We start from the raw sequence: 23,539 nt of genomic DNA on the forward strand, positions 1-23,539 counted from the left end.
GCGCTGTATCAAGCCGCTTGCCAGGCGCCGCTGGTGATCTTGTCGAGCCAGAAGATGCCGATGACGGTTTTCACGTCCGTGATCGTGCCATCCTTGACCCAGTCCAGCAGCTGCGGCACGGTGGCCGTGAATGTTTCCAGGAATTCGCCCTCGTCGAGCTGGCGTTCGCCGGCGACCAGGCCGCGCGCGAGGAACAATTCCAGGTGTTCGTCGGAATACGCGATGGCGTTGTGGATGGTGGAGACGAATTGCCAGTCGCTGGCCGTGTAGCCCGTCTCTTCCAGCAACTCGCGCTGGGCGCACGCCAGGTGCGATTCGCCCGCGTCGATCTTGCCGGCCGGGAATTCAATGAAGATCCGGTCCAGCGGATAGCGGTACTGGCGCTCCATCAGCACCGTGCCATCGTCGAGCAGCGGCAGGATGACGACGGCGCCCGGATGCAGGACGAATTCGCGCGCCGTGATCTTGCCGTCAGGCAGGGCGACACGGTCGCGCTGCACGCGCAGGAAGCCGCCTTGGTAGACGAGCTCGCCATCGACCTTGGTTTCAATCAATTGCGTATCAGTGGCTTGCGTATCCATGGAATTCCTTTATTCAATAAAAAACGGCGCCAGAGGCGCCGCTTTCGGAGGGGGAGAACACTGACAAAACCGTCGCGAGCGGCAGTGATTTGTGGCTGAGAAGCGGAACTGTGCTGTAGCACAGTGAGCATCGCAGGCCGCAAAGCGCGACGCGCAGCAGGTTTGGTCAGCGTTCTAGCGCCGCTTGCGCAGGTAGCGTGTGACAAAGCCCGGGAAAGCCAGCACCAGGAACAGACAGCCGGTGATGGCATAGAACTCCCATGTCTGCGGGAAACCGTTGCCGATGCGCGCTTCGAGCGCGAATGCCACGGCGCCGACGATGAAGTACAGAATCACCATCTCCAGCAGGCGCAGCGCCAGCGGCTTGCGCCAGCCCTGCTCCGCCTGCGCCGCCTTTTTCAGCGGCACGGCGGCAAACAGCTTCTCGTTCAGGAAAGGCAGGTTGGCGCCCAGGATGCCCAAGGCGATCACCAGCCAGCTCGAAGCGGTGACATCCATCGGTCAGGACGCCAGGGTCTTGGTGATGGCGGTCGCGCAGGCAGCCAGGATGCCTTCAGGCATCGCACCGAGGGCCAGAACCAACACGCCGTTCAGGGCCAGCACGACGCGCATGTCGCCATGCACGACCAGCGCATTGCTGTCCGTCGGCTCGTCGAACCACATCATTTTCACGACGCGCAGGTAGTAGAAGGCGCCGATCAGCGAGAACAGCACGGCGGCGATGGTCAGCCACAGCTGGCCCGTGGCCAGCACGGAGGCCAGCACCGAGTACTTGGCCATGAAGCCCATCAGTGGCGGCACGCCGGCCAGCGAGAACATGAACAAGGTCATCACCAGGGCGAAGATCGGGCTGCGTTTGCCCAGGCCCTTGAAGTCGGCCAGTTCTTCTGCTTCGAAACCACTGCGTGCCAGCAACATGATCACGCCAAAGGTACCCAGCGTGGTGAACACGTAGGTGATGACGTAATACATCGACGCGCCGTAGGCGGTGGCTGCGCCAGCCGCGTTCAGGGTGTTGTTCGGTGCGTCAACGGTACCGGACAGCAAGCCCAGCAGAACGAAGCCCATTTGCGCGATGGTCGAGTACGCCAGCATGCGCTTCAGATTCGTTTGCGCGATGGCGGTGAAGTTACCGATGGCCAGCGACATCACGGCCAGCACCAGCAGCATTTGCTGCCAGTCATGCGCCATCGGCAGCAAGCCCTCGCCCAGCAAACGCAGGGTGATGGCAAACGCGGCCAGTTTCGGCGCGCCGCCCAGCAGCAAGGTCACGGCCGTTGGCGAACCTTGATACACGTCAGGCACCCACATGTGGAATGGCACGACGCCCAGTTTGAAGGCCAGGCCGGCAACGAGGAACACCAGGCCAAAGACCATGATGGTGCCGTTGGTCTTGCCGTTTTCCAGCGCCACGCGCAGTTCGCCCAGGTCCAGGGTGCCGGACGCGCCGTACAGCATCGAGATACCGTACAACATGAAACCGGAGGCCAGTGCGCCCAGGATGAAGTATTTCATGGCCGCTTCCGTGGCCTTGGCATTGTCACGGCGCAAAGCGATCAGTGCGTACAGCGACAGCGACATCAGTTCCAGACCCAGGTAGATGATCAGGAAGTTGTTGGCCGAGATCATGATCATCTGACCCAGCAGTGCAAACAGGGCCAGCACGTAGAACTCGCCGCCCAGGTTACCCGACAGCATGTTGCGGTCGGTGGCATAGGCACGCGAGTAGATCAGGGTCAGCGCCACGGCGCCGTACGAGAACAGTTTCAGCAGCTGCGACATCGGGTCCGACACGAACATGTTGTGGAACGTGTAGACGGTGGTGCCCGCGTTGAAGTCGCCCACGGTCAGCAAGGCGCAGCCGGCCAGGGTCAGCAAGGACAGCGCATAGGTGATCGAACGCTTCGCCGCAGGCAAGAACATATCGATCAGCAAGAGCGCCGACGTGGCGATCAGCAGAAAGATTTCCGCGTACAGCGGTACCAGATTAGGTGCATTAGTCATGTTATCGGTCTTCTATTTAAGGCAACTTGCTGGTGGCGACATGCTGCAGCAGGTCAGCAACCGAAGTTTGCATCGTGTCGGTGAACGGGGCTGGGTACAGACCCATCACGAGCACGGCGATGGCCAGCACGGCAAGCATGAAGAATTCACGTTTGTTGATGTCGGTCAGTTCGGCCACATGCTTGTTCTTGATCTTGCCGAACACCACGCGCTTGGCCATCCACAGCGAGTACGCCGCACCCCAGATCAGTGCCGTTGCAGCCAGCAGACCGATCCAGAAGTTGTATTTCACCGCGCCCAGGATCACCATGAATTCGCCGACGAAACCGGACGTGGCTGGCAAGCCGCAGTTGGCCATCGAGAACAGGACGAAGAAGGCGGCAAATTTCGGCATGCGATTCACCACGCCGCCGTAGTCGGCGATGTTGCGGGTATGCATGCGGTCATACAGCACGCCGATGCACAGGAACATCGCGCCGGAGATAAAGCCGTGCGAGACCATCTGCACGATACCGCCCTGCACCGAGATGTCGTTGAACATGAAGAAGCCCAGGGTCACAAAGCCCATGTGCGCGATCGACGAATAGGCGACCAGTTTTTTCATGTCGGTTTGCACCAGGGCAACCAGGCCGATGTAGATCACGGCGATCAGCGACAGGGTGATCATGAAGCCCGACAGGTAGTGGCTGGCGTCCGGCGTGATCGGCAGCGAAAAACGCAGGAAGCCGTAGGCGCCCAGTTTCAGCATGATGGCGGCCAGCACGGCGGAACCGCCAGTAGGCGCTTCCACGTGGACGTCGGGCAACCACGTGTGGACCGGGAACATCGGCACCTTGACGGCAAACGCCATCAGGAAGGCCAGGAAGATGAAGATCTGCTCGTTCATCGTCAGCTTGAACGCATGCCAGGCCAGGATGTCGAAGGTGCCCGACACATTGCGCAGGTAGATGATGGCAACCAGGGTCAGCAGCGAACCGAAGAAGGTGTACAGGAAGAACTTGAACGACGCGTACACGCGGTTCGAGCCGCCCCAGATACCGATGATGATGAACATCGGGATCAGGGTTGCTTCAAAGAAGAAGTAGAACAGCAAGCCGTCCAGCGCGCAGAACACGCCGATCATCAGGCCCGACAGGATCAGGAACGATCCCATGTACTGGGCGATGCGCTTCTCGATCACTTGCCAGGCCGAAATGACGACGATGACGGTGATGAAGGCCGTCAGTGGCACGAACCACAGGGACAGGCCGTCGATACCCAGCGAGTACCAGATATTGAAGGTTGCTATCCACGGTGCTTTTTCGACGAATTGCATGCCGTGTGCGGCGTTGTCGAAATGCTGGATCAGCGGCAAGGTGCACAGCATGCTGAGCACGGCGCCAGCCAGCGACAGCCAGCGGGTAAAGCCCGCTTTGCTGTCACGGCCGAGAGCCAGGATCAGGACGCCGCAAATGATCGGCACCCAGATCGACAGACTCAGGTAAGGAGGTAATGTAGAAATCGTAGACTGCATCATGGTTCTCAGTATTCTTTTATCAGGTCAGCTTACTTAGCGGGCCAGAATGGCAGGAAATAGATCAGGAAGCCCAGCACGCCCAGGATCATCACGAATGCATAGTGATAGATGTAGCCGGTCTGCAACACTCGCGACAGCGAGGACAGCCAGGCGACAACCTTGGCGCTGCCATTGACGACGAAACCGTCGATCAGCTTCTTGTCACCGAAGTTCCACAGGCCATTACCCAGCAAGCGGGCACCGCCGGCGAACACGACTTCATTGAACTTGTCCATGTAGTACTTGTTGTCCAGCAGGGTGTGGATCGCGTGGAACTTGGCAAAGAACCAGGCCGGTACACGCGGGTTGACCATGTAGCAGTAGTAGGCTGCCACCACGCCGGACAATGCCAGCCAGAACGGTGCCGTCGACAGGCCGTGGATCGCCATCGCCATTGCGCCGTGGAATTCATGCGACAACTCTTCCATTGCTGGATGGTTTTCGCCCACAAAAATCACGCCCTTGAAGAAATCGCCATGCAGCATCGGGCCGATCGTCAGGTAACCGATGATCAGCGACGGAATCGCCAGCATCACCAGCGGGAACCAGACGACGAATGGAGACTCGTGCGGCTTCTGGCCAGGTTCCAGACCGTGGTGCGCGTGGTCGTCCTCTTCCTCTTCGTGATGGTCGTCATGCGCGTGGGCATCATGCTTGGCCGCAGGCGCGTGATGGTCGTCATGGCCGTGCGCGTGTGGCTGGCCGAAACGTTCCTTGCCATGGAAGACGAGGAAGTACATGCGGAACGAGTAGAAGGCGGTGACGAACACGCCAGCCAGCACGGCGAACTGGGCAAAGCCAGCGCCCCAGATGTGCGTTGCTTCGACGGCTTCGATGATGCTGTCTTTCGAGTAGAAACCGGAGAACAGCGGCGTGCCGATCAGGGCCAGCGAACCGATCAGGGAAGTGATCCACGTGATCGGCATGTACTTGCGCAGGCCACCCATGTTGCGGATATCTTGATCGTGGTGCATGCCGATGATGACGGAACCGGCGCCCAGGAACAGCAGTGCCTTGAAGAATGCGTGCGTCATCAGGTGGAACACGGCCACCGAGTACGCGGACGAACCCAGCGCCACGGTCATGTAGCCCAGTTGCGACAGGGTCGAGTAAGCGACGACGCGCTTGATGTCGTTCTGGATGATGCCCAGGAAACCCATGAACAGCGCCGTGATGGAGCCGATCACCAGGATGAAGGACAGTGCCGTGTCGGACAGTTCGAACAGCGGCGACATGCGCGAGACCATGAAGATACCGGCCGTCACCATCGTCGCGGCGTGAATCAGTGCCGAGATCGGGGTAGGACCTTCCATCGAGTCAGGCAGCCACACGTGCAGCGGGAACTGCGCCGATTTGCCCATCGCGCCGATGAACAGGCAGATGCAGGCCACGGTCAGCAGGGCCCAGTCGGTACCCGGCATCGTCAACAGCGCCAGTTCGTCTTTCTTGGCGAACACTTCCTGGTAGTTCATGGTGCCGGCGTAGGCCAGCAGCAGGCCGATGCCCAGGATGAAGCCGAAGTCGCCAACACGGTTGACCAGGAAAGCCTTCATGTTGGCCACGATGGCCGTCGGACGCTGGTACCAGAAACCGATCAAGAGGTAAGAGACCAGGCCCACTGCTTCCCAACCGAAGAACAGTTGCAGGAAGTTGTTGGCCATGACCAGCATCAGCATCGAGAACGTGAACAGCGAGATGTAGGCGAAGAAGCGGTTGTAGCCTTCGTCGTCCTTCATGTAGCCGATCGTGTAGATGTGCACCATCAGGGAAACGAAGGTGACCACGCACATCATCATCGCCGACAGCGAATCGATCTGGAAGCCCACTTCCATCTTCAGGGTGCCGATCGTCATCCAGTTATAGATCGTGCCGTTGAATGTCGCGCCATCCATCACTGCCAGCAGTGTCTGCACGGACAGGATGAACGCAATCAGTACGCCCAGGATCGTCGCGGTATGCGACGTCTTGCGTCCGACCAAATTACCCAGGAACTGGGTGCCAAGCAAACCTGCAATCGCGGCACCGGCCAGCGGCGCCAGCGGTACGGCAAGAAGGAGGTTAGGGTTGAGGAGTTGCCCCGCCATGATGAACCTTAATCGTTATTATTCGAGAGATCGAGTCTGAAAAACATCAGCCTTTGAGGCTGTCCAGGTCTTCGACGTTGATGGTATCCAGATTACGGAACATCACCACCAGAATAGCCAGACCGATAGCCGACTCAGCGGCGGCAACCGTCAGGATGAAGAAAACGAAGATCTGACCGGCCGCGTCGCCCATGAAATGAGAGAACGCGATGAAATTCATATTCACCGCCAGCAGCATCAATTCGATTGCCATCAGCAATACGATGATGTTCTTGCGGTTCAGGAAAATACCGACGATCGAGATTGCGAACAGGATCGCGCCCAGGACCAAAAAATGTGTGAGCGATAATGTCATGGTGCCTCCTTAACTTCCGGCTCAGCCGCAGGACGCTCGACGACCGCGTCCATCTTGATGATCTTCAGGCGGTCGTTGCGCTTGACGCGCACGGCGTCGCCTGGAGCGAAATGCTTGGTGTCCTTGCGTTTGCGCAGGGTCAGTGCGACCGCGGCAACGATGGCCACCAGCAGCACGACGGCGGCGATCTCGAAGGCGAACACATATTCCGTGTAGATCAGCAGGCCCAGTTCCTTGGTGCCGCCCAGGTTGACGTTGACCGGAGCGATGCTAGGCGCAAAGTTGCGGAAACCGTGCCACAGGACAGCGGCCATTTCCAGCACGATGATCACGCCCACCGTCACCGACAAAGGCAGATAGCCCCAGAAGCCTTCGCGCATGCGGTCGATATTGATATCGAGCATCATGACCACGAAGAGGAACAGCACCATCACGGCGCCGACATACACCAATACCAGCACGATGGCCAGGAATTCAGCTTGCAGCAGCATCCAGATGCCCGCTGCGGAAAAGAACGACAGTACCAGGAACAGTACTGCGTGGACCGGATTACGGGCCGTGATGACGCGCGTCGCTGCCAGAATCAAGATCAGCGCGAAGGCGTAAAACAAAATTGTTTTAAAGTCCATAAAAAACCCAATAGACGTACAGATGAACGAGGGGCGCGCCGCAGCCAGTGGCTACGGCGCATCCATCAGCGATAAGGTGCGTCGGCGGCGCGCGCAGCGGCGATGTCATTTTCATAACGATCACCCACGGCCAGCAACATCTCTTTCGTGTAATACAAATCCCCGCGTTTCTCGCCGTGGTATTCCAGGATTTGCGTCTCGACGATCGAATCGACCGGGCAGGACTCTTCGCAGAAACCGCAGAAGATGCACTTGGTCAAATCAATATCGTAACGCGTGGTGCGGCGCGAGCCGTCGTCACGCTGTTCCGATTCGATCGTGATGGCCATCGCCGGGCAAACCGCTTCGCACAGTTTGCAGGCGATGCAACGTTCCTCGCCGTTCGGGTAGCGGCGCAGCGCGTGCAAGCCACGGAAACGCGGCGAGATCGGTGTCTTCTCTTCCGGGAATTGCACCGTGATCTTGCGCGAAAACATGTACTTGCCTGTCAACGCCATGCCCTTGATCAGCTCGCCTAACAAGAGGCTGCTGAAGAAATCTTTTACCTTATCCATTCGTATGCACTCTCTTACTTCCAAATATTCCAGGATGTCTGCATCCAGGCAGCGACGAAGACCAGGTAGACCAGCGTCAACGGGATAAACACTTTCCAGCCGAGGCGCATGATCTGGTCATAACGGTAGCGTGGGAACGTACCGCGTACCCAGATGAACACCGAGACGATGAAGAAGGTTTTCGCGAACAGCCAGAAGAAGCCGCCGAAACCACCCCAGAACTCCAGGAAAGCAAATGGTGCGGACCAGCCACCGAGGAACATGATCGAAGCGAGGGCGCCGATCAGGATCATGTTGGCGTATTCGGCCAGCATGAACATGGCGTAGGCCATGCCCGAGTACTCGACCATGTGGCCGGCAACGATTTCCGACTCACCTTCGACGACGTCGAACGGGTGACGGTTGGCTTCAGCCAGGCCCGACACCAGGTAGATGACGAACATCGGCAGCAGCGGCAGCCAGTTCCACGACATGAAGTTCACGCCTTTTTCGGCGAAGTAGCCGATTTGCTGGCCGCCGACGATGTCGATGAAGTTCAGGCTGCCCGAGACCATCAGCACGATGACCATCACGAAGCCCATCGGGATTTCATACGAAATCATCTGTGCCGAAGCACGCATGGCGCCCATGAACGAGTACTTCGAGTTCGAAGCCCAGCCAGCGATGATGATGCCGTAGACTTCCATCGAGGTAATCGCCAGCAGCATCAGCAAGCCCGCGTTGACGTTGGCCAGCACGGCTTCCGGACCGAACGGCACGACCGACCAGGCGGCCAGGGCCGGCATGATGGTCATGATCGGACCGATGACGAACAGGCCTTTGGCGGCCTTGGACGGGATGATGATCTCTTTGAACAAGAGTTTCAGCGCATCGGCGATCGGCTGCAGCAAGCCCAACGGTCCCACGCGGTTCGGGCCGACGCGGATCTGGATCCATCCGATCAGCTTGCGTTCCCACAAGGTCAGGTAGGCAACCAGGCCCATCAGCGGCAGCAGCACGCAGAGGATCTTGATCAGGGTCCAGAAGAACGGCCACGAGCCGCCCAGCAAATCCTGGCCACTGCTGTTGATGACGTTTACAAATTCAGGCAGAGCCATCAGATTTTCCCCTCTGCTGTTTCAACTGTGATGTCACCGAACATGCCGCCCAGGCTAGCCGTCGAGGCATGCGCCGCCGACACTTTGACCACATTGGCTGGCAGGCCGGCGTGAATGGCCGCCACCAGGATGGCGCTGCCGGAGCCTTGCGCCACTTTGACCTTGTCGCCCGCCTTGATGCCCAGCTTGCCAGCCAGTTCGGCGGACAGGTGGGCTTGCGGCGCGGCGCCATCGACCGTGCGTTGCAACGGTTCGGAGCGGCGTACCAGCGCGTCGGCGAAGTAGATCGGCACGTCGGCGATGCGTTGCAGCGCAGGCGAAGCCGGTGCGTACGTTGCCGCTTCCGGCGCGTTCCTGGCGATGTTGTTCAGCTGTGCCGACAGGTCGGTCACGCCGGCACCAAACGCTTCGTCGCGGATCGCTTCGGAGGTGTCGTAGTCGAAACCGGCCAGGCCCAGGATGTTGCCCAGGACGCGCAGCACTTTCCAGGCTGGACGGGTTTCCGCCAGCGGTTTCACGGTGCCGTTGAAGCTTTGCGCGCGGCCTTCGCAGTTGACGAAGGTGCCCGAGGTTTCAGCGAACGGGGCGATCGGCAGCAAGACATCGGCGTACTCCATGCCGTGTTTGAAGGCGGACATGGCCACGACCATGTCGGCGCCATCCAGGGCGGCGCGGGCCGCTTGTGGATTGGCGGCATCGAGTTCCGGCTCGGCGTGCAGCAGCACGTAGGCTTTTTTCGGCACGGCAAAGGCAGCTTGTACATTCGCGCGCGGTTTGGCGACCAGGTGCGCGCCAACCGTGTTGGCCGCTTCCGTCAGGTAACCGAGCTTGGCGCCCGTCTGTTCGGCGATCCATTGCGCGGCAGCATGCAGTTGCGACGCTTGCGGGTGTTGCGTTGCCGCGTTACCCAGCAGCACGGCGCCGTTGTCGCCAGCCATCAGGCTGGCAGCGATGGCGACAGCCACGTCCGAAGCGTTGACGGCTTCGAAGCCTGCAGGCGCTGTAATTTCTTTCGCTTTAGCAACAGCGACGACCACTTCCGACAAGGCCGCCAGCCAGTCACTTGGCGCAACGATCATCTTGTTGGCGATGGTGATCAGTTGATCATCGTCGGAGGCGTGCAGGATCGACAGCTTGGCGCCGCCCTTGACGGACGCGCGCAAACGCGTGGCCAGCAATGGGTGATCCTTGCGCAGGAACGAGCCGATGACGAAGGCGCGCTTGATCTGGCCAAATTCATTGATCGGCATGCCCAGCCATGGCTTGACGCCAGCGTCCAGCGCGAAATCGGTCTGGCGCAGGTGGAAGTCGACGTTCTCGGAACCGAGACCGTTGGCCACTTTTTGCAGCAGTACCAGCTCTTCGACGGTCGAATGCGGCGTTGCCAGCGCGGCGATGGCGTCAGCGCCATGCTCGTGCTTGATGTTTTTCAAACCGTGCGCCACGTATTCCAGCGCGGTCTGCCAATCGACTTCTTTCCACTCGTTGCCTTGTTTCAGCATCGGGGACGTCAGGCGTTCGGCGCTGTCCAGCGCTTCGTACGAGAAACGATCCTTGTCCGAGATCCAGCACTCGTTGACGGCTTCGTTTTCCAGCGGCAATACGCGCTTGACCTTGCCAGCTTTCACTTGCACGATCAGGTTCGTACCGAGGCCGTCATGCGGGCTGACCGATTTGCGGCGCGACAGTTCCCACGTACGGGCGCTGTAGCGGAAAGGCTTCGAGGTCAGTGCGCCAACCGGGCACAGGTCGATCATGTTGCCCGACAGTTCGGAGTCGACCGACTGGCCGACGAAGGACACGATTTCCGAGTGTTCGCCGCGGCCGATCATGCCCAGCTCCATCACGCCGGCCACTTCCTGGCCAAAGCGCACGCAGCGGGTGCACTGGATGCAGCGCGACATTTCTTGCATGGAAACCAGCGGACCGGCTTCCTTCGGCGTGACGACGCGCTTGTCTTCCTTGTAGCGCGATTCGCTCTTGCCGTAACCCACTGCCAGGTCTTGCAACTGGCATTCGCCGCCCTGATCGCAGATAGGGCAATCGAGCGGGTGGTTAATCAGCAAGAATTCCATGACCGACTTTTGCGCCTGCACAGCTTTATCGCTGGCGGAGCGCACGATCATGCCGGCACTGACCGGGGTCGCACAAGCGGGCAAAGGCTTGGGCGCCTTTTCCACTTCGACCAGGCACATGCGGCAGTTCGCTGCGATCGACAATTTCTTGTGATAGCAGAAGTGCGGAATGTAGGTTCCCAATTTGTTGGCGGCGTCCATCACCATGCTACCAGCAGGGACTTCGACTTTTTTGCCGTCTATTTCGATTTCAACCATGGTGATCGTTACCTGACGCAGCTTAGATATATGCGGGCACTAAGCAATGCTTGTGCTCGATATGATATTCAAATTCTTCACGGAAATTCTTAATGAAGGCCCGTACCGGCATGGCAGCCGCATCGCCCAGCGCGCAAATGGTGCGGCCCTGGATGTTGTCGGCGATCGAGTTGAGCATGTCCAGGTCGTCTGGACGACCCTGCCCCTGCTCGATGCGGTGCACCATGCGGTACATCCAGCCTGTGCCTTCACGGCAAGGCGTACACTGGCCGCACGATTCTTCAAAGTAGAAGTAGGACAGGCGTTCCAGCGCCTTTACCATGCAGCGTGTTTCGTCCATCACGATGACGGCGCCCGAACCCAACATCGAACCGGCTTTCGCGATCGAGTCGTAGTCCAGGTCGGTCTGCATCATGATGTCGCCGCGGATCACCGGAGCGGACGAACCGCCAGGGATCACGGCCTTGATCTTTTTGCCACCGCGCATGCCGCCTGCCAGTTCCAGCAGGGTCGCAAACGGGGTGCCGAGCGGCACTTCGTAGTTGCCCGGTTTTTCCACGTCGCCCGAGATCGAGAAGATCTTCGAACCGCCGTTGTTCGGCTTGCCCATCGCCAGGTATTTCTCTGGACCGATGTTCAGCACGAATGGCACGGCGGCGAAGGTTTCCGTGTTGTTGATCGTCGTCGGCTTGCCGTACAGGCCAAACGAGGCAGGGAAAGGCGGCTTGAAGCGCGGCTGGCCTTTCTTGCCTTCCAGCGATTCGAGCAGGGCCGTTTCTTCGCCGCAGATGTAAGCGCCATAACCATGGTGCGCATGCAACTGGAACGAGAACTCGCTGCCCATGATCTTGTCGCCCAGGAAACCGGCGGCGCGCGCCTCTTCCAGCGCTTCTTCGAAACGCAGGTATTCCTGGAAGATTTCACCGTGGATATAGTTGTAGCCCACGGTGATGCCCATCGCATAAGCGCCAATGGCCATGCCTTCGATCAGCGCATGGGGATTGTAACGAATGATGTCGCGGTCCTTGAAAGTGCCCGGTTCGCCTTCATCTGTATTGCAGACGAGGTATTTCTGGCCCGGGAACTGGCGCGGCATGAAGCTCCACTTCAGGCCGGTAGGGAAACCCGCGCCGCCACGGCCGCGCAAGGACGACGCCTTGAGGTCGGCGATGATCTGTTCCGGCGTGATTTTCTCTTCCAGGATACGCCGCAGGGCGCTATAGCCGCCGCGGTTCACATAATCTTGCAAATGCCAGTTCTTGCCATCCAGATCCTTCAGGATCAATGGATCGATATGGCGGTTGTGGAGTGACGTCATTTCTTGAGTTCCTCCAGCATGGCGTCGATCTTCTCGTTCGACATCCAGCTGCACATGGTTTTATTACTGACCAGCAAGACAGGCGCATCGCCGCAAGCACCCATGCACTCGCCTTCAACCAGGGTGAACTGGCCGTCAGCGGTGGTTTCGCGGAAATCGATGCCCAGTTTCTGCTTCAGGTACTCTGCAGCGCGCACGCCGCCCGACAGGGCGCATGGCAGGTTGGTGCACACGGTGATCTTGTGCTTGCCCACGGGTTTCACGTTGTACATATTGTAGAACGTGGCCACTTCCTGCACGGCAATCGCCGGCATGCCGATGTAATCGGCCAGTTCCTTCATGGTTTCCGGCGCCAGCCAGCCCAGTTCATCCTGGGCATGGGCCAGCGCGGCCATGACGGCCGACTGACGCTGGTCGGCCGGGTACTTGGCCAGCTCGCGGTCAATTTTCTTATAGCATTGCTCTGATAACAACATACTTTTTGCCTCTTAGCGGTCAATACTGCCGAACACGATGTCTTGCGTCCCGATGATGGTCACGGCGTCGGCAAGCATGTGCCCACGCGCCATTTCGTCGAGCGACTGCAAGTGGGCGTAGTCTGGCGCGCGCAGTTTCATGCGGTACGGCTTGTTGGCGCCATCGGACACCAGGTACACGCCGAACTCGCCCTTCGGATGCTCCACGGCGCTGTAGGCCTCGCCTGGCGGCACGTGGAAACCTTCCGTGAACAGCTTGAAGTGGTGAATCAAGGACTCCATGTTGGTCTTCATGTCGACGCGGCCCGGAGGCGCCACCTTGCGGTTGCTGGTCATGACAGGACCTTCATTGTTGCGCAGCCACTCCACGCATTGCTTGATGATGCGGTTCGACTGGCGCAACTCTTCCACGCGGACCAGGTAGCGGTCGTAGCAATCGCCGTTGGTGCCGATAGGAATGTCGAAGTCCATCAGGTCGTACACTTCGTACGGCTGTTTCTTGCGCAAGTCCCACTGCACGCCCGAGCCGCGCAGCATGGCGCCCGTAAAGCCCATGGCCAGCGCATCTTCCGGCGATACCACGCCGATGCCGACGGTCCGTTGCTTCCAGATTCGATTATCGGTCAACAGCGTTTCGTACTCGTCGACCGAATTCGGGAAACGGCGCGCGAAGTCTTCGATGAAGTCCAGCAGGGAACCCTGGCGGTTTTCATTGAGTTTGCCGATGGCCTTGGCGTTGCGGATGATCGACGCCTTGTGCTGCGGCATCGCGTCCGGCAAGTCGCGGTACACGCCGCCCGGACGGTAGTAGGCCGCGTGCATGCGCGCGCCCGACACTGCCTCGTAGGCGTCGAACAAGTCTTCGCGGTCGCGGAAGCAATACAGGAACGGACCCATGGCGCCAACGTCCAGCGCGTGGGTGCCGAGCCACATCAGGTGGTTCAGGATACGCGTCATCTCGTCGAACATGACGCGGATGTATTGCGCGCGCAGCGGCACTTCCAGGCCCAGCATCTTTTCGATGGCCATCACGTACGCGTGTTCATTGCACATCATCGACACATAGTCGAGACGGTCCATGTACGGCACGGATTGCAGATAGGTCTTCTGTTCGGCCAGCTTTTCGGTGGCGCGGTGCAGCAGGCCGATATGCGGGTCGGCGCGCTGGATGACTTCGCCATCCATCTCCAGCACCAGGCGCAGCACACCGTGCGCGGCCGGATGCTGTGGCCCAAAGTTCAGGGTGTAGTTCTTAATCTCAGCCATTATTTCATCCCGTAATGTTCTTCGCGGATCACGCGCGGCACGTTTTCCCGCGGCTCGATCGTCACGGGCTGGTAAATCACGCGCTTTTGTTCCGGATCGTAACGCATCTCGACATAGCCGGAGACGGGGAAATCCTTGCGGAACGGATGGCCGATGAAACCGTAGTCGGTCAGCAGGCGGCGCAAGTCGTTGTGGCCTTCGAAGAGGATGCCCAGCAGGTCGAACGCTTCGCGCTCGTACCAGTTGACGGCGCGCCAGATGCTCACCACGGAGGGCAGCAGCGGCATGTCGTCGTCCGGTGCGAACACGCGCACGCGCACGCGCCAGTTGTGCTTGACCGACAGCAAGTGCGAGACGGCCGCGAAACGCAGACCATCCCAGCTACCGTCGCCATAGGTCGAGTAGTCGACGCCGCACAGGTCGAGCAGCTGCTCGAAATGCAGGGCTGGATCGTCGCGCAAGGTCAGCATCACGGCCAGGTAGTCCTCGGCCTTGACGACCAGAGTGACTTCGCCCAGCGCAACCGTCGTGCTAACGCGATCACCCAAGGCAGTGCCGAGGGCGTTTTGCAATACTTCTAAATGTGTTGTCATAATCTGAAGCGGCCCGGTTAGCGTGCGATCGTGCTGGTACGCTTGATCTTGTTCTGCAACTGCATGATGCCGTACAGCAAGGCTTCAGCGGTCGGAGGACAGCCAGGCACATACACGTCGACGGGCACGATGCGGTCGCAACCGCGCACCACGGAATAGGAGTAATGGTAGTACCCGCCGCCATTGGCGCAGGAACCCATCGAGATGACCCAGCGTGGCTCCGCCATCTGGTCGTAGACCTTGCGCAGGGCCGGCGCCATCTTGTTGCACAGGGTGCCGGCAACGATCATGACGTCGGACTGACGCGGCGACGGACGAAACACGACGCCGAAACGGTCCATATCGTAGCGGGCTGCGCCCACATGCATCATTTCGACCGCACAGCAGGCCAGACCGAACGTCATCGGGAACATAGACCCGGTGCGCGCCCAGTTGATCAGCTTGTCGGCCGAGGTGGTGATGAAACCTTCGCTTAATACGCCTTCAATAGCCATGGCTTATTCCCAGTCAAGGGCACCTTTCTTCCAAATGTACCAAAATCCGACCACGAATTCAGCGATGAACACCATCATCGTGACGAAACCGGCCCAGCCCAGGTCGCGCATTGCAACGCCCCATGGGAAAAAGAATGCCGTTTCCAGATCGAACAAAATAAACAGGATTGCGACCAGATAGTAGCGCACATCAAATTTCATGCGCGCGTCTTCGAATGCTTCAAAGCCACATTCGTACGGGGAGAGTTTTGCTGCGTCAGGCTTGTTAGGGCCTAACAGGCGCCCCAGGAGCTGGGGAGCGATACCGACACCAAGGCCGATAATAATGAACAGCAGGACGGGGAAGTAATTTTCGAGGTTCACGATTGATGAGCTTATATTGAACGATCGGTTAAATGAGGACGCTGCGATCATTTGCAGCGTATCTAACGCACGACCCCAATCAAAGCTAAGACCAGGATCGAACGACACATCCTCGTAAAAAAAGCCAGCAACTTTGTACGAGCCATGGCTCGTGCGCCGTTGCTGGCTTCTGATTTCTGGTGCCGACGACGAGACTCGAACTCGTACAGCTTGCGCCACTACCCCCTCAAGATAGCGTGTCTACCAATTTCACCACGTCGGCGGTAAGGCCCGTATTCTACTCTGCTTTGCCGCTAAAGTTAATGCACAAATGCATCAAAACACAGATAAAAACGATAAATTTTTACATCTTCCAGCGCGTCACGATTTTTTCCTGCCGCGCTGCTGAAACATTGAGCAATAATCTGCCCGTAATGAGAATTACTCTCGATGAGGTATCGAGCTCTTACAAAAATTACTTCGGAATCGCGCCGGCCGGGGTGCTGGCAACCGGTGCCGCCGCTGCCGGAGCGCTGGCGGCCGGAGCCGCAGGCACCGTCGTCGGGATCGCGCCCGCGCCGGTGACCGGCACTGGCTTGACGACTTTATCCATCACGCCGCCGCCGACCGTCGTGGCGCGCTGATTCGCCATCAGCGACAGGGCCAGCGTGGCGCCGAAGAAGATCGCGGCGGCAACGCCCGTCGATTTCGACATGAAGTTCGACGAACCCGTCGCACCGAACAGGCTGCCCGAGGCGCCCGAACCGAAGGCGGCGCCCATGTCGGCGCCCTTACCGTGCTGCAACAACACCAGCGCGATAATCGACAATGCCGAAATAACCTGTACTACCACTACCAGATTGAACATCATGTTCATTGCAATTCCATTCTTAGTTTAAAGTAATTCAATCAGCGGCGTGAATAATCGCCAGGAAATCCGCCGCCTTCAATGCCGCTCCACCGATCAGACCGCCATCGATATCCGGCATCGCCATCAATTCTTTTGCGTTCTCCGGCTTCATGCTGCCGCCGTACAGGATTTGCACGCCGGTCGCCGCTACCGCATTCTTTGCCGCCAGCTGGGCGCGCAATACCTGATGCACGTCCTGCGCCATTTGCGGCGTGGCCGTCTTGCCCGTGCCGATGGCCCAGACCGGCTCGTAGGCCAGCACCAGTTTCGCCACGTCGTCGGCGGAAATCGCCGCCAGCACGGCGCCCAGCTGCTGCGCCACGACGGCGTCCGTCTGGCCCGCTTCGCGCTGCGCCAGCGTTTCGCCGATGCAGACGATAGGCGTGATGCCCGCCGCCAGCGCCTCAACCGTCTTGGCCGCCACCTGCGCATCGCTCTCGCCATGGTAGGCGCGGCGCTCGGAATGCCCGATCACCACATAGCCGCAGCCAAAATCCTGCAGCATGGCGGTCGAGATTTCGCCCGTGTAGGCGCCACTGGCATGCGCGGACACATCCTGCGCGCCCCAGCCAAGGGCCGTGCCTGCCAATTGCGCCTGGCACTGCGCCAGATACGGCGCAGGCACACAGACGGCGCTGGCGGCGCCAGAGGCAGCCAGGCCAGCAACTATTTCAGACAATAACACCGCGTTCGAGGTGCGACTGCCGTTCATTTTCCAATTTCCGACGACGAGTTTGCGACGCATAGTAGCCTAAATTCTAATAACCCGTCATTCTAACTCCGGCACCGATGCCGGTCAAACAGGCAGTGCCCCGTTTCAAACAACTTGCAACATGATCTTGCCCACGTGCGTGCTCGCTTCCATCAGGGCATGCGCCTCGTTGGCTTTTTCCAGCGGGAAAGTTTTATAGATCACGGGCTTGATCTTGCCCGCCTCGATCAGCGGCCAGACGGTCGTGCGCAAATGGTTCGCGATGGCCGCCTTGAAGGCCACGGAACGGGGACGCAGGGTGGAACCCGTCACCGTCAGGCGGCGGCGCAGCAAGGTGCCCAGGTCCAGCTCCGCCCTGGTGCCGCCCTGCACGGCGATCAGGCCGATGCGGCCGTCGTCGGCCAGGCAGCTGATCTCGCGCGGCAAGTAGTCGCCGCCCACCATATCAAGGATGACGTCGACGCCCTTGCCACCGGTCAATTCCTTGACGACGGCAACGAAATCTTCCGTGCGGTAATTGATGCCCCGTTCGGCGCCCAGCGCCTCGCAGGCGCGCGCCTTTTCGTCGCTGCCCGCCGTGGCGAAGACGCGATGCCCCAGAGCGGCGGCCAATTGAATGGCCGTCACGCCGATGCCGGACGTGCCGCCCTGCACCAATAACGTTTCGCCGTCCGCCAGCGCGCAGCGGTCGAAAACATTGCTCCAGACGGTAAAGAAGTTTTCCGGCAGCGACGCGCTTTCCAGCGCCGTCAAGCCTTGCGGCAGCGGCAGGCACTGGCCGGCGGGTGCGGCGCAGTATTCGGCATAGCCGCCGCCCTGCACCAGCGCGCAGACGAGGTCGCCTTTTTTGAATTCAGTGTTGCTGAAATCGCCATCGACGACTTCGCCCGCCACTTCCAGGCCCGGCAAGTCGGAGGCGCCCGGTGGCGGCGCATATTTGCCCAGGCGCTGCAGCACGTCGGGACGGTTGATGCCGGCCGCGTGCACCTTGATCAGCAGCTCTCCGGCTTTGAAGGCGGGAACGGGAGACTCGACGATCTGTAAAACGTCGGCGGGACCTGGCTGGCTGATGGCAACTGCACGCATGGCGGGACTCTTTCAAGGGAAAACGGCGATTGTACGCCAAGCCGTCCACCCTTGCAGGGAGCCTCCCGCCCTAGGCGCCGCCCGTCTTCGACTGGCGCGGCAGCGGCGTGCCGGGCTTCCATTTCGCCGACAGGGCCTGCCCTTCCTCGACTTGCTCATGCGTCATCTTGCGCACCACGGCGGCGCGCTGGTCGGCCGCATTCGCGTTGCCATTCGCCGCCGCCAGGTTCCACAGCATGTAGGCGATGACGTTGTCCTGCTGCACGCCGCCCATGTGGTAGCGGTACATCAGGCCCAGCACCTGCTGCGCCTCGGCATGGTTCTGCTCGGCCGCCTTGCGGAACCAGCCGACGGCCTGTTTATGGTCCTGCAGCACGGCGTTGCCCGTGTAATACATGGCGCCCACGACATACTGGGCATCGGCCTTGCCCTGCTCGGCCGCCTTGCGGTGCCAGAACATGGCTTGCTTGTAGTCCTGCGGCAAGCCCCGTCCCATGTAATACATCAAGCCCAGCAAATGCTGGGCATCGGCGTTGCCGGTCTTGGCCAGCGGCAATATTTCCTTGTAGGCTAGCGCGTAATTCTTGTTGTTGTAGGCGCTGGCGCCTTCGGCGAAGCCAGCCCGCGCGGGTAGCTGTATCGTCAACAGCATGAGTAATGTAATGATCAGTTTTTTCATCGGAATGGGATGTGGTCTGACTACTTATTCTTGTCCTGCCAAAGGCCTGCGGCAGGATGCTTTTACTTCCAGCTGACTTTGCCCAGGCCCTCGACGCTGACATCGCGGTTGACCGGCTTGCCATACACCACCACCGAACCGAGTCCGCTCAAGTTCAGCTTGGCATTCGTATGGGCGTTCACCGTGGCGTTGCCCAGGCCGCTCAATTCCAGGTTGACGGCATCGGCTTCGAATTGCTGCGCATTCAGGCTGCCCAGGCCGCCAAGGCTGGCTTTCAGGATGCGCCCGCGTCCGCCCAGCACCACCGAGCCGGCGCCCTGCAAGTCCAGTTCGGCCCGCTCATTGTTGCCTATCCATATTTGCATGCTGCCCACGCCGCCCAGGCTGGCATTCAGCTTGCGGTAGTCGCCCACCAGCTTGATGCTGCCCGCCCCTTCCAGCGACAGGGTCAGTTCCTCGCCCTTGAAACCCGTGATGTCCGTGCTGCCGAAGCCTTCCGAACTGAGTTCGCGCAAGTTCGGCAGGACCAGGTCGGCGCGGATCGACGAGGGGCCGATCTTGAAGCCACGCACTTCCGTTTCGATGTGCAGGGTATCGCCGCTTTGCGCCGTGCTGACATCGGCGATGTAGCGTTTGTCGGCCGTGATGCTCAGCGAAGGCACGTTGCCCTGGCGAATGCGCACTTCCATCACGCCATCAAGCTTGACGCGCACCACGCGGGCGTCGACGTTGCGCATTTCCAGCAGGCGGGTCTCGGCGGCCGCGCCGCGCACCAGGCCCAACGTCGCCAGGAACAGCAGCGCCAGTTGCAGTGTCTTTTTCATGTAGAGCATCCTCGGTATCTTGTTTTTATGTGTCGCGGCACCCTCGTGGGGCTTGCGCGCATTGCCATTGGCTGCCACTGTAGCAGCAGCAAAAATTGCTGACAATCAATTATGCGAAACGGGCTTTTTCGGTAGCGCTCAGGCGCTTGGCCTTGACCACCACCACGTGCATGGCAGCCTTGTCCGCTGGCGCGGCCAGGGTGACGGTGGAACTGGCCACTTGCAGGGCCGGAGCGGCCGGGGCGGTGGCGTAGCAGCTGGCGCCGAGCAGGATGGCGGCGGCAACGGCGATGACTTCCATATTTTTAGCGACGTTCATGTGAATCTCCTCGGGTGTCTGGCAGTGGGCTTGCGGTATGGTGTGACTATAGCCATACCGCCCCCGGCAGACACGCCGATTGCGACGAACTGCGCTTTTGGCAGGCTGGCCTGACAAAAACGCGGATGAACGCGCAGATCGCTAAGCGTCTTCTTAAAACTCTTCCCACTCGTCGGCGCCGGACTTGGCCGCCTTGACAGGCTTGCTCGGCGACGGCGCGCGGACCGGCGCACGCGGCGCAAGGGCACGAACGGCTGGCGTCGCCTTGAGGCGCGTCACGGGCGCGGGCGCCACGGCGGGACCCGCATCGCCCAGGCGGAACATGCCGACGGCTTGCGCCAGGTCCACGGCCTGCTCCTGCAGGCTTTCCGCGGCGGCGGCCGCTTGCTCGACGAGGGCCGCGTTTTGCTGTGTCATGGTATCCATGTGCGTGACGGCCGTATTGATCTCGCCGATGCCGGCGCTCTGTTCGCGGCTGGCCACCGTGATCTCGCTCATGATGGTCGTCAATTGCTGCACCGACGCCACCACCTGATCCATGGTCTGGCCCGCTTCATCGACAAGGCGCCCGCCGGCATCCACTTTTTCCACCGAATCGCCGATCAGCTCCTTGATTTCCTTCGCCGCACCAGCGGAGCGTTGCGCCAGGTTGCGCACTTCGGACGCCACCACGGCAAAGCCCCTGCCCTGCTCGCCTGCGCGCGCCGCCTCGACGGCCGCGTTCAAGGCCAGGATATTCGTCTGGAAAGCGATGCCGTCGATCACGCCGATGATGTCGACGATCTTGCGCGAGCTTTCCTGGATACCGGCCATGGTGCCCACCACTTGCTGCACCACCCGGCCGCCCTTGGCCGCCACTTCCGAGGCGGACACAGCCAGCTCATTGGCCGCGTGCGCGTTTTCCGCATTCTGCTTGACGGTCGACGTCAGCTCGTCCATCGAGCTGGCCGTTTCTTCCAGCGCGCCCGCCTGCGCTTCCGTGCGCGAAGACAGGTCGGCATTACCGGCGGCAATATCGGCCGACTCGCTGCGCACCAGGGTGCTGATGCTGCGGATCTGCACCAGTACGGTGGCGATCTTTTCGACAAACAAGTTAAACGCCTTGGCGATCTGCGCCAGTTCGTCCGAGCCTTCCGCGTCGAGGCGGCTGGTCAGATCGCCGTCGCCCGTGGCGATCGCTTCCATCGCATCGCGCACCACGCCCAGGCGGCGCAGGGCGCGCGCCACCAGCACGCTCAATACCGTGGCGGCCAGGGCCAGCACCAGCAAGGCCGTCAAGGCCGAGGCGCGCAGCATGGAGCTCAGGGCTTGCGTCGCTTCTGCGCGGTCGAGCACGGTAGCCAGCAGCCAGTCGCTGCCCGGCACTTTACTTACATGCAAGATGCCGTTACGGTCGCCGAGGCGAATGGCGGCGCCATCGCCGCTCTTTTCGATATCGGCCAGCGCCTGCGCGCTCAGGCCAGGGTCCAGTTCGGCCAGGGGCTTCAGGGTCAGCTTGCCGTCCGGGTGGGCGATGATCTTGCCGCCGCCATCGACGAGGAAGGCATAGCTGGACGCCGTCGGCTTGATCGAGGCGACGTTTTGCACCACCGCATCCATCATCACGTCGGCCGCCATCACGCCCGTCACGCTGCCCTTGCCGCCCAGCGGCTCGGCAAACGTCACCACCAGCTTGCCCGTGCTGGCGCCGATATACGGCGCCGTGATGATGGGGCCGCCCACTTCGGACGCCAGCTTGTACCAGGGGCGCGCCGTGGGATCGTAGTCGGCGGCGCGCTTGCGTTCTTGCGAAAAGACGGCGTGCTTGTCGGCAAAGCCGATATACGCCATGTCGAAGGTGCCGGCCTGCTCGGCCGCCTTCAGGGCCGGCAGCGGGTCGGCCGCCGTGGCGCCCTGCTTGAGCGAGCCCACGACGGCTTGCTTGGAGCGCAGCCATTCGGCGATGGCTTGCGCGTGGCTGTGCGACAACTGCAGCATCTGCGTGTCGAGCGCGGCCAGGGTGCTGGAGCGCGTGGTGAAGAAATTGGCGATGGCGACGGCCAGCATGGCCAGCACGACGATGGAAACGGCGATGGCGATCAGCCGCGCCTTAAGGGAGGACAACATGGTGCATCCAATAAAAAAAGGGGAAATCGGGAGGGATGCACCATGGTCGGGGAATAAGATTTTGTCGTCAAGCAATACTGACAGTCAATTACCCATAAACAACAATTGATACCATATATAAATCAAGTCTCGCCGCGCAGCTTGCGCAGGGCCGGCGAGTCGCCACCCGTCGCCTCGATGCGGAAGCGGGCAAATGCCTGCTCCAGCTCGGGATAGCGGCGCAGACTGCCTTCGTTAAAGTAGCGCCCGCCGGGGATATCGCCCCACGGCAGCGGCGCGCTCAAGGCCCCGCTGCCTGCCAGGGCCAGCAGCGGCTCGAGCGCGCTGCGCAGGTCGGCCACTTCCGTATCGGCGCCCGCCAGGCGCCCCAGCACTTGCTCCAGCTCGGCGGCGCGGGCTTGCAGGCTCTGTTGATCCATCATCGCTCCTCAATTCTTGATCGTACCGATCAGCACAGGGGCCGACCACAGGCTGCGGTTGGGTAATAAATACTGCTGCGCCCCACCCTTGCGCCGCACCAGCCCGCCCAGCTCTTGCGTCGGCGCCACCTGGCTGACAAACACGTTGACAGTACCCTTGGGCATGATCTGATACACATCATACAGCGGCGCCTCGCTCTTCATGGGCAAGCCGAAACAGTCGGCCAGGGTGGCGCAGCGGCTGGATGCCTGCTGCAATTGCGCGCTGGTGGTGAAATACGGCGAGTACGGCGACACATTCTGGCCATGCGGCACGATTTTTACCAGCGCGGCCGACATGGCCTGCAAAGCGGGCAAGGTGCTGCCGGAAGCGAGCTGCTCGACCGCGCGCGCATAGATGGTGTCGGCCGGGGCGGTGGGATCGGCGGCGCGCAGCTCGCGCAGGAATTGCTGCCCTGGCCCACTATCGAGATAGGGATCGATGGCTGCGCGCTGCAATCCGGCCGTCCTGAACGTGCTGAGGTCATTGATTTCGCGCGCATGCACGGCGCGCAAGGCGTCGAGGTCTTGCGCCGGCATGGCTGCGGACGCGGCGGCGATGGGGATGGGCAGCGGCACCGGCGTCGGTGCCTTGTCCAGCTGTGCCCAGGCGCCGGGCGAAATGGCAAGCAGAAAGGCGGCGCCCAGCCCGCGGAATGTGCGCATGCTGCATCTCCTTGGAAGACTCGTTCAGGGGAATATCCCCTCCTGAATCTACAAGGCGCGCCGGCGGCCGATACGCGCTGGATCAAGCTCGATGCACA

25 protein-coding genes and 1 tRNA gene are annotated in these 23,539 nt (G+C 60.6%); all 26 read right to left on the reverse strand.

Annotated features, from left to right (window positions below; translation table 11 throughout):
- Positions 1 to 8: 8 nt before the first annotated feature.
- A complete protein-coding gene (locus tag HWE17_RS07810; RefSeq protein WP_035820504.1) occupies positions 9 to 581 on the reverse strand; it encodes an NUDIX domain-containing protein in 573 nt (190 codons plus the stop codon).
- 174 nt (positions 582 to 755) lie between these two features.
- Positions 756 to 1,079 (reverse strand): DUF2818 family protein, encoded by a 324-nt coding sequence (locus tag HWE17_RS07815; RefSeq protein ID WP_070288753.1) that lies wholly within the window; start codon positions 1,077 to 1,079, stop codon positions 756 to 758.
- A 3-nt stretch (positions 1,080 to 1,082) separates the two neighbouring features.
- Positions 1,083 to 2,585 (reverse strand): NADH-quinone oxidoreductase subunit NuoN, encoded by a 1,503-nt coding sequence (gene nuoN, locus HWE17_RS07820; protein ID WP_176388384.1) that lies wholly within the window; start codon positions 2,583 to 2,585, stop codon positions 1,083 to 1,085.
- 16 nt (positions 2,586 to 2,601) lie between these two features.
- A complete protein-coding gene (locus tag HWE17_RS07825) occupies positions 2,602 to 4,101 on the reverse strand; it encodes an NADH-quinone oxidoreductase subunit M (RefSeq protein WP_035820511.1) in 1,500 nt (499 codons plus the stop codon).
- Between the two features lie 29 nt (positions 4,102 to 4,130).
- A complete protein-coding gene (gene nuoL / locus HWE17_RS07830; RefSeq protein WP_176388385.1) occupies positions 4,131 to 6,224 on the reverse strand; it encodes an NADH-quinone oxidoreductase subunit L in 2,094 nt (697 codons plus the stop codon).
- A 46-nt stretch (positions 6,225 to 6,270) separates the two neighbouring features.
- Entirely contained in the window at positions 6,271 to 6,579 is a 309-nt protein-coding gene (gene nuoK / locus HWE17_RS07835) for an NADH-quinone oxidoreductase subunit NuoK (RefSeq protein WP_010399724.1), read from the reverse strand.
- Positions 6,576 to 7,208 (reverse strand): NADH-quinone oxidoreductase subunit J, encoded by a 633-nt coding sequence (locus tag HWE17_RS07840; RefSeq protein WP_034749981.1) that lies wholly within the window; start codon positions 7,206 to 7,208, stop codon positions 6,576 to 6,578. Before HWE17_RS07840 ends, nuoK begins: the two co-directional genes overlap by 4 nt.
- Before the next feature lie 65 nt (positions 7,209 to 7,273).
- Positions 7,274 to 7,762 (reverse strand): NADH-quinone oxidoreductase subunit NuoI, encoded by a 489-nt coding sequence (nuoI, locus tag HWE17_RS07845; protein ID WP_010399726.1) that lies wholly within the window; start codon positions 7,760 to 7,762, stop codon positions 7,274 to 7,276.
- A 14-nt stretch (positions 7,763 to 7,776) separates the two neighbouring features.
- Positions 7,777 to 8,859: an NADH-quinone oxidoreductase subunit NuoH gene (gene nuoH / locus HWE17_RS07850; protein WP_176388386.1), complete on the reverse strand. Its 1,083-nt coding sequence runs from the start codon at positions 8,857 to 8,859 to the stop codon at positions 7,777 to 7,779.
- Complete coding sequence (nuoG, locus tag HWE17_RS07855) at positions 8,859 to 11,192, reverse strand: NADH-quinone oxidoreductase subunit NuoG (RefSeq protein WP_176388387.1); 2,334 nt, start codon at positions 11,190 to 11,192, stop codon at positions 8,859 to 8,861. The genes nuoH and nuoG overlap by 1 nt, the downstream gene beginning before the upstream one ends.
- Positions 11,193 to 11,214: 22 nt before the next feature.
- Positions 11,215 to 12,510 carry an NADH-quinone oxidoreductase subunit NuoF gene (gene nuoF / locus HWE17_RS07860; RefSeq protein ID WP_010399729.1) on the reverse strand — a complete coding sequence of 432 codons (1,296 nt, stop codon included), beginning with the start codon at positions 12,508 to 12,510 and terminating at the stop codon, positions 11,215 to 11,217.
- The gene (gene nuoE / locus HWE17_RS07865; protein WP_035820520.1) at positions 12,507 to 12,986 is read right to left on the reverse strand and encodes an NADH-quinone oxidoreductase subunit NuoE; all 480 of its coding nucleotides are present in this window, start codon (positions 12,984 to 12,986) and stop codon (positions 12,507 to 12,509) included. Before nuoE ends, nuoF begins: the two co-directional genes overlap by 4 nt.
- 12 nt (positions 12,987 to 12,998) lie before the next feature.
- Entirely contained in the window at positions 12,999 to 14,252 is a 1,254-nt protein-coding gene (locus tag HWE17_RS07870; RefSeq protein ID WP_034749992.1) for an NADH-quinone oxidoreductase subunit D, read from the reverse strand.
- Entirely contained in the window at positions 14,252 to 14,845 is a 594-nt protein-coding gene (locus HWE17_RS07875; RefSeq protein ID WP_176388388.1) for an NADH-quinone oxidoreductase subunit C, read from the reverse strand. The genes HWE17_RS07870 and HWE17_RS07875 overlap by 1 nt, the downstream gene beginning before the upstream one ends.
- A 17-nt stretch (positions 14,846 to 14,862) precedes the next feature.
- Positions 14,863 to 15,339, reverse strand: coding sequence for an NADH-quinone oxidoreductase subunit B family protein (locus HWE17_RS07880; protein ID WP_010399733.1), 477 nt, complete (start codon positions 15,337 to 15,339; stop codon positions 14,863 to 14,865).
- Between the two features lie 3 nt (positions 15,340 to 15,342).
- Positions 15,343 to 15,702: an NADH-quinone oxidoreductase subunit A gene (locus HWE17_RS07885; RefSeq protein WP_010399734.1), complete on the reverse strand. Its 360-nt coding sequence runs from the start codon at positions 15,700 to 15,702 to the stop codon at positions 15,343 to 15,345.
- 177 nt (positions 15,703 to 15,879) lie between these two features.
- A tRNA-Leu gene (locus HWE17_RS07890) sits at positions 15,880 to 15,964 on the reverse strand.
- Positions 15,965 to 16,156: 192 nt separating this feature from the next.
- Positions 16,157 to 16,558 (reverse strand): preprotein translocase subunit SecG, encoded by a 402-nt coding sequence (gene secG / locus HWE17_RS07895; protein WP_035820525.1) that lies wholly within the window; start codon positions 16,556 to 16,558, stop codon positions 16,157 to 16,159.
- Positions 16,559 to 16,586: 28 nt separating this feature from the next.
- Positions 16,587 to 17,336, reverse strand: a complete 750-nt coding sequence (tpiA, locus tag HWE17_RS07900; RefSeq protein ID WP_176388389.1) for a triose-phosphate isomerase — start codon at positions 17,334 to 17,336, stop codon at positions 16,587 to 16,589.
- 72 nt (positions 17,337 to 17,408) lie between these two features.
- The gene (locus HWE17_RS07905) at positions 17,409 to 18,389 is read right to left on the reverse strand and encodes an NAD(P)H-quinone oxidoreductase (RefSeq protein ID WP_176388390.1); all 981 of its coding nucleotides are present in this window, start codon (positions 18,387 to 18,389) and stop codon (positions 17,409 to 17,411) included.
- Positions 18,390 to 18,459: 70 nt separating this feature from the next.
- On the reverse strand, positions 18,460 to 19,068 hold the full coding sequence (locus HWE17_RS07910) for a tetratricopeptide repeat protein (protein ID WP_035820533.1): 609 nt from the start codon (positions 19,066 to 19,068) through the stop codon (positions 18,460 to 18,462).
- 62 nt (positions 19,069 to 19,130) lie between these two features.
- Complete coding sequence (locus tag HWE17_RS07915) at positions 19,131 to 19,892, reverse strand: DUF2807 domain-containing protein (RefSeq protein ID WP_176388391.1); 762 nt, start codon at positions 19,890 to 19,892, stop codon at positions 19,131 to 19,133.
- 109 nt (positions 19,893 to 20,001) lie between these two features.
- Complete coding sequence (locus HWE17_RS07920) at positions 20,002 to 20,211, reverse strand: hypothetical protein (RefSeq protein WP_176388392.1); 210 nt, start codon at positions 20,209 to 20,211, stop codon at positions 20,002 to 20,004.
- Positions 20,212 to 20,364: 153 nt separating this feature from the next.
- On the reverse strand, positions 20,365 to 22,317 hold the full coding sequence (locus tag HWE17_RS07925; protein WP_176388393.1) for a methyl-accepting chemotaxis protein: 1,953 nt from the start codon (positions 22,315 to 22,317) through the stop codon (positions 20,365 to 20,367).
- A gap of 122 nt (positions 22,318 to 22,439) precedes the next feature.
- On the reverse strand, positions 22,440 to 22,736 hold the full coding sequence (locus HWE17_RS07930) for a hypothetical protein (RefSeq protein ID WP_176388394.1): 297 nt from the start codon (positions 22,734 to 22,736) through the stop codon (positions 22,440 to 22,442).
- 9 nt (positions 22,737 to 22,745) lie between these two features.
- Positions 22,746 to 23,441 carry a hypothetical protein gene (locus HWE17_RS07935; protein ID WP_176388395.1) on the reverse strand — a complete coding sequence of 232 codons (696 nt, stop codon included), beginning with the start codon at positions 23,439 to 23,441 and terminating at the stop codon, positions 22,746 to 22,748.
- Positions 23,442 to 23,539: the final 98 nt, after the last annotated feature.

It is taken from the genome of Janthinobacterium sp. BJB401 (assembly GCF_013372745.1).
In the GTDB taxonomy this organism is placed as follows: domain Bacteria; phylum Pseudomonadota; class Gammaproteobacteria; order Burkholderiales; family Burkholderiaceae_D; genus Janthinobacterium; species Janthinobacterium rivuli.

Bases quoted from the DNA above. Each gene is read 5' to 3' on its own strand.
- HWE17_RS07810 (WP_035820504.1), bottom strand. From the start codon at position 581: ATGGATACGCAAGCCACTGATACGCAATTGATTGAAACCAAGGTCGAT.
- HWE17_RS07815 (WP_070288753.1), bottom strand. From the start codon at position 1,079: ATGGATGTCACCGCTTCGAGCTGGCTGGTGATCGCCTTGGGCATCCTG.
- nuoN (WP_176388384.1), bottom strand. From the start codon at position 2,585: ATGACTAATGCACCTAATCTGGTACCGCTGTACGCGGAAATCTTTCTG.
- HWE17_RS07825 (WP_035820511.1), bottom strand. From the start codon at position 4,101: ATGATGCAGTCTACGATTTCTACATTACCTCCTTACCTGAGTCTGTCG.
- nuoL (WP_176388385.1), bottom strand. From the start codon at position 6,224: ATGGCGGGGCAACTCCTCAACCCTAACCTCCTTCTTGCCGTACCGCTG.
- nuoK (WP_010399724.1), bottom strand. From the start codon at position 6,579: ATGACATTATCGCTCACACATTTTTTGGTCCTGGGCGCGATCCTGTTC.
- HWE17_RS07840 (WP_034749981.1), bottom strand. From the start codon at position 7,208: ATGGACTTTAAAACAATTTTGTTTTACGCCTTCGCGCTGATCTTGATT.
- nuoI (WP_010399726.1), bottom strand. From the start codon at position 7,762: ATGGATAAGGTAAAAGATTTCTTCAGCAGCCTCTTGTTAGGCGAGCTG.
- nuoH (WP_176388386.1), bottom strand. From the start codon at position 8,859: ATGGCTCTGCCTGAATTTGTAAACGTCATCAACAGCAGTGGCCAGGAT.
- nuoG (WP_176388387.1), bottom strand. From the start codon at position 11,192: ATGGTTGAAATCGAAATAGACGGCAAAAAAGTCGAAGTCCCTGCTGGT.
- nuoF (WP_010399729.1), bottom strand. From the start codon at position 12,510: ATGACGTCACTCCACAACCGCCATATCGATCCATTGATCCTGAAGGAT.
- nuoE (WP_035820520.1), bottom strand. From the start codon at position 12,986: ATGTTGTTATCAGAGCAATGCTATAAGAAAATTGACCGCGAGCTGGCC.
- HWE17_RS07870 (WP_034749992.1), bottom strand. From the start codon at position 14,252: ATGGCTGAGATTAAGAACTACACCCTGAACTTTGGGCCACAGCATCCG.
- HWE17_RS07875 (WP_176388388.1), bottom strand. From the start codon at position 14,845: ATGACAACACATTTAGAAGTATTGCAAAACGCCCTCGGCACTGCCTTG.
- HWE17_RS07880 (WP_010399733.1), bottom strand. From the start codon at position 15,339: ATGGCTATTGAAGGCGTATTAAGCGAAGGTTTCATCACCACCTCGGCC.
- secG (WP_035820525.1), bottom strand. From the start codon at position 16,558: ATGAACATGATGTTCAATCTGGTAGTGGTAGTACAGGTTATTTCGGCA.
- tpiA (WP_176388389.1), bottom strand. From the start codon at position 17,336: ATGCGTCGCAAACTCGTCGTCGGAAATTGGAAAATGAACGGCAGTCGC.
- HWE17_RS07905 (WP_176388390.1), bottom strand. From the start codon at position 18,389: ATGCGTGCAGTTGCCATCAGCCAGCCAGGTCCCGCCGACGTTTTACAG.
- HWE17_RS07910 (WP_035820533.1), bottom strand. From the start codon at position 19,068: ATGAAAAAACTGATCATTACATTACTCATGCTGTTGACGATACAGCTA.
- HWE17_RS07915 (WP_176388391.1), bottom strand. From the start codon at position 19,892: ATGAAAAAGACACTGCAACTGGCGCTGCTGTTCCTGGCGACGTTGGGC.
- HWE17_RS07920 (WP_176388392.1), bottom strand. From the start codon at position 20,211: ATGAACGTCGCTAAAAATATGGAAGTCATCGCCGTTGCCGCCGCCATC.
- HWE17_RS07925 (WP_176388393.1), bottom strand. From the start codon at position 22,317: ATGTTGTCCTCCCTTAAGGCGCGGCTGATCGCCATCGCCGTTTCCATC.
- HWE17_RS07930 (WP_176388394.1), bottom strand. From the start codon at position 22,736: ATGGATCAACAGAGCCTGCAAGCCCGCGCCGCCGAGCTGGAGCAAGTG.
- HWE17_RS07935 (WP_176388395.1), bottom strand. From the start codon at position 23,441: ATGCGCACATTCCGCGGGCTGGGCGCCGCCTTTCTGCTTGCCATTTCG.